This window comes from Nocardioides sp. (assembly GCF_031422975.1).
GTDB lineage: Bacteria > Actinomycetota > Actinomycetes > Propionibacteriales > Nocardioidaceae > Nocardioides.
In genome coordinates this window covers 1-5,058 of sequence record NZ_JANPEO010000154.1, presented here as the reverse complement: position 1 = coordinate 5,058, position 5,058 = coordinate 1, and the positions used below count along the sequence as shown (strand labels likewise).

Annotated in this window: 3 protein-coding genes; all 3 read right to left on the bottom strand. The window is 69.5% G+C overall.

Annotated elements, in window-relative coordinates; translation table 11 throughout:
- Positions 1–984: ATP-dependent DNA helicase (locus tag RMO85_RS04865; RefSeq protein WP_397203128.1), on the bottom strand; the 984-nt coding region annotated here is incomplete at its 3' end.
- 51 nt (positions 985–1,035) lie between these two features.
- Complete coding sequence (gene secD / locus RMO85_RS04860; RefSeq protein WP_310526815.1) at positions 1,036–3,321, bottom strand: protein translocase subunit SecD; 2,286 nt, start codon at positions 3,319–3,321, stop codon at positions 1,036–1,038.
- A 46-nt stretch (positions 3,322–3,367) separates the two neighbouring features.
- A complete protein-coding gene (hflX, locus tag RMO85_RS04855; RefSeq protein ID WP_310526814.1) occupies positions 3,368–4,870 on the bottom strand; it encodes a GTPase HflX in 1,503 nt (500 codons plus the stop codon).
- Between the last annotated feature and the right edge of the window lie 188 nt (positions 4,871–5,058).

The window sequence follows — 5,058 nt, the reverse complement described above, 5'->3', positions numbered from 1 at the left end:
GCCGTCGGCGGACGGGGTGTCCTTGGGGAACGCGGAGAGGCACTTGCGCGCGGCATCGCGCACGAGGGTGAGCGCCTCGCCGAGCTGGTCGGTGACGCGCTCGATCCGGCCGGGTGAGGTGGCTTCGATCGCCTCGGCGAGCGCGTCGGCCGACTCGTCCTCGACCCAGCGCTGCGAGCGCCGCGAGGCCCGCTCGATGTCGTTGACCGCGAGCTCGTCGGTCGCGGCCTGGGTGACCCGGGCGGTCAGCTCGTGGGCCTCGTCGATGATCACCGCGTCGTAGTCGGGGATCATCGGCACGCCCTCGATCGCGTCGATCGCGAGCAGCGAGTGGTTGGTGACGATCAGGTGCGAGCGCTGCGCCTTCTCCCGCGCGCGCTCGGCGAAGCACTCGGAGGCGAAGGGGCACTTGGTCGCACCGAGGCACTCGCGGTGGCTGACGCTGACCTGGCGCCACTCGCGGTCGGTGTGACGCGGGGCGTTGTCGCGCTCGCCGGTGCCGGCGTCCTTGGAGTCCTGCTCCGCCCACGCGCGAAGCTCGAGCACCTTCTCGGCCATCGATCCGGTCGGCACGTCCACCAGCGAGCCCTGCTCGTCGGGCACGCCCTCGCGGATGCGGTGCAGGCAGGCGTAGTTGCTCCGACCCTTGAGCACGGCGTACGTCGCGTCGACCTGATCCCCGATCGCCTCGACGAGCCTCGGGATGTCCCGCTCGACGAGCTGGTGCTGCAGGGCGAGCGTGGCGGTGGCGACCACGACCCGGTCGTGGTGCAGCATCGCCGGGACGAGGTAGGCCAGCGACTTGCCGGTGCCGGTGCCGGCCTGGACGAGGAGGTGCAAGCCATTGCCGAGTGCCTGCGAGACCTGCTCGGCCATCTCGATCTGGCCCGCGCGCTCCTGCCCACCCAGGGCCTTCACCGCAGCGGCGAGCACCCCGGGGACATCCGGGGCCTTGCGCGCGGGAGGGGCGTCGGTGTCAGGCACCTGAGAACCCTACGGGCGCGCACCGACAGTGCGGCGTACCCACTCCACAGCTCAGATCACGGCGCCGGAGTCTTCGGGGGTGCGCGCGACGCGCTCCCTCTTGACCCGGCTCATCGGCCACTTCTGCTGGAAGTAGGTCAGCATCGGGGTGGCGGTGAACACCGAGGAGTAGGTGCCGACGACGAGGCCCACCAGCAGCGCGATCGCGAAGTCGCGCAGCGAGTCGCCACCGAAGACGGCCAGCGCCGCCAGGATGAACATCGCACCCAGGCCCGTGTTGACCGTGCGCGGCATGGTCTCGACTGCCGCCTTGTTGGCGAGCTTGGCGAAGTCGTCGTCGGGGCGCGAGCCGTGCCAACGCTCGCGGATGCGGTCGAAGACCACGACCGTGTCGTTGACCGACAGCCCGATGATCGTCATCGCGGCGGCGAGGAAGATGCCGTCGATCGGCTTCGCCAGCCAGGCGAACAGGCCGAGCACCAGCACCACGTCGTGGAACATCGCCAGCACCGCGGAGACGCCGAAGGTCCACTTGAAGCGGAACGCGAGATAGATCAGCTGGACGAGGAGCGCCACGCCGAAGGCGATCAGCGCCTTGTCGCGCAGCTCGGTGCCGAGGGAGGCGCCGATCGTCTGGTCGTCCTGCTTGGTGACCTTGCCACCGACCGTCTTGAGCGCGTCCTCGATCTTCTGCTCCTCGGCGTTGCTGATCTCGCCGGTGCGCACGGTGAAGTCGGCGGTGTCGGCACCCTGGACGACGGCCTGCGGGAAGCCGGCGTCGGCGATCGCGGCGCGCGCGTCGTCGACCGAGATCGTCTTCGAGACCGAGTAGTCGAGCTGGCGCCCGCCGGTGAACTCCACGCCCAGGTTGAGCCCCTGGGTGAAGATCCCGGTCACGGCCAGCACCAGCGCCGCGCCCGAGATGCCCAGCCAGAGGTTGCGCCTGCGCATCAGGTCGGGGTTCTTCCGGTCCAGCCAGGTGCGCACCTTGCCGACGTTGCCGAGACCGCTGATGGTCGGCTTGCGAGCGACGAACCTGGTCGAGACCGCGACCTCGGAGAGCACGCGGGCGATGATCAGTGCCGAGACCATGGAGGCGATGACACCGATCGAGAGCGTCACCCCGAAGCCCTTGATCGGTCCGGAGCCGAGCACGAACAGCAGCCCGGCGGCGAGCAGGGTGGTGACGTTGGAGTCGATGATGGCCGACCAGGCCTTGTTGAAGCCGACCGACAGCGCGCGACGGAGCCCGGCCGAGGGATATTCGGCGAACTCCTCCCGCGCTCGTTCGAAGACCAGCACGTTGGCGTCGATCGCCATGCCGATGGCGAGCACGAAGCCCGCGAGACCCGGCAGGGTCAGGGTCGAGCCCAGCAGCAGCAACATGGCGTAGGCGAGGAGGGAGTAGGACGCCAGCGCGATCGTCGCCATCGCGCCGACCAGCCGGTAGACCGCGATGATGAACAGGCCCGTCAGCAGCAGTCCGATCAGGCCGGCCTGGAGCGAGGCGTCGATCGCCGCGGCACCGAGCGTCGGGCCGACCAACCGGTCGGAGATGAGCTCGAGCTCGAGCGGTAGCGATCCGCCCTCGATCAGGGCAGACAGCTCCGTGGCCTCGGTTTGCGAGAAGTTGCCCGTGATGTCGGTGCCGCCGCCCTGGATGCCGACATCGCAGGCGACACCCTGATTGACCTCGGGCGAGGTGATGATCTTGTCGTCCAGCACGATCGCGACGCGTCGCTTGGGGTCGCCCAACGGGTTGCACGCGGCCTTGCCGGTGATGTCCGCCCACTTGTCGCCGCCGCTGCCGGTGAAGCTGAGCGCGACGACATAGCCCACGGAACCCTGCCGCTGGAGCCCGTCGGCACCCGTGACGTCCTCGCCGCTGAGCGCGACGGGGCCGATCTCGAGCGAGTCGCCCTGGTCGCTGGGCAGGATCAGGTTGCCCTTCTTGGGCTTCTGCTCGGGGTGGCTGACGGTGCCGATGACCTCGTGCGCGGTCAGCTTGGCCGTCTTGCCGATCTGCTCCTCGGCCTGCTGCGCCTCCTCGTCGTTGGTGACGCCCGGCAGCTCGACCAGGATCCGGTCGGAGCCCTGGCGCACCAGCGTGGACTCGGCGACACCGAGGGAATCGACGCGACCACGGAGCACCTCGAGCGTCTTGTCGACGTTCTCCGCGTTGGCGGGTGCTGCCTCGGTGCCGGTCGCCTGGAAGACGAACTGCGCTCCACCGCGAAGATCGAGGCCCAGATTGGGCTTCTGGGTCAAGGTGAGGGCGAGGCAGCCGCCGAGCAGACCAAGGACGAGCAGGAAACGAACGAGGGCGCCGCGTGACATGCGCGTCATCCTCCCCCAGTGGTCGCAGGGCGCCGCAATCGGGACGTCAGACGACGGGGTAGGCCGCCAGGTCGCTCGCGAGGTCGGCGTTGGCGCGACCTCGGACGAGCGTGCCGTCACCGGTGTGCTCGAGCGCCTGGATCTCGCCCTGCTGGTGCAACCGGTTGAGCAGGTCGCCGCGCTCGTAGGGCAGCAGCGCCTCGAACTGCACGCTCGGACGCGGCAGCTCCGCCTCGATCGCCGCGATGGCCGCATCGATGCCCTCGCCGGTCCTGGCGCTCACCACGACGCTGTGCGGCTCGCGCGCCAGCAGTCTGGCGATGACCATCGGGTCGGCGGTGTCGGCCTTGTTGATGACGACGAGCTCGGGCACCTTCGAGGCGTGGATCTCGGCGAACACCTCGCGCACCGCGGCAAGCTGACCCTCCGGGTCGGGGTGCGAGCCGTCGACGACGTGCAGGATCAGGTCGGACTCGGCGACCTCCTCGAGCGTGGAGCGGAACGCCTCGACCAGCTGGTGCGGCAGGTGTCGCACGAACCCGACGGTGTCGGACATGGTGTAGACCCGCCCGTCCTTGGTCGTCGTCCGCCGCGTGGTGGGGTCGAGCGTCGCGAACAGCGAGTCGTCGACCAGCACCCCGGCATCGGTCAGCCGGTTGAGGATCGAGGACTTCCCGGCGTTGGTGTAGCCCGCGATCGACACGCTCGGGATGTGGTTGCGCGAGCGCTCCTGGCGCATCGTCGCGCGGGTGCCCTTGAGCTCCTTGAGCTCCTTGCGGAGCTTGGCGATCTTGGTGTTGATCCGGCGCCGGTCGGTCTCGATCTTCGTCTCACCGGGGCCTCGGCCACCGATGCCCTCACCGCCGGACACGCGCCCACCCGCCTGCCGGGAGAGGTTGCCACCCCAGCCGCGGAGGCGCTGCTTCATGTACTGCAGCTGGGCCAGCTCGACCTGCGCCTGGCCCTCCTTGCTCTTGGCGTGCTGGGCGAAGATGTCGAGGATGAGCCCGGTCCGGTCGATCGCCTTGACCTTGAGCTTGTCCTCGAGGTTGCGCAGCTGGCTGGGCGCGAGGTCGCCGTCGAGGATCACGGTGTCGGCGCCGGAGGCCTGCACGATCTCGCGCAGGCCCTCGACCTTGCCGCGTCCGATGAACGTCGCGGGGTCCGGGGTCTGCCTGCGCTGGTAGATCGCGTCGAGCACCTCGGAGCCGGCGGTCTCGGCGAGCAGCGCCAGCTCGGCCATCGAGTTCTCCGCATCGGCGACGGTGCCCGACGTCCACACGCCGACGAGGATGACCTTCTCGAGGCGGAGCTGGCGGTATTCGACCTCGGTGATGTCCTCGAGCTCGGTGCGCAGGCCGTCGACGCGCCGCAGGGCGTGCCGCTCGGCCAGATCCTGCTCACCGGTGGTGAGCTCGTCCTCCGGGTCGGGGCCGTCGGCCGAGATCAGGTCGTCCGCGGGCTCATCGGCATACCCGGACTCGAAGTCGTCCCAGTCGTCGGTGGCGCCGAGGGCAGCGTCGAGGTTGAAGTCAGGTGCGTTCGTCATATGCGTCAAGAGTAGGTCGCACTCCCCCGCGGCGCGAGCGAGATAGCGCCCGACGTCGCGCCAAGACCTGTCGGACTACTTCGGCGGCATCCGGATGCCGCCGTCGACGCGGACCGTCTCACCGTTCAGGTAGGAGTTGGTCAGGCACACGACGACCAAGCTCGCCACCTCCTCCGCGTGGCCGAGTC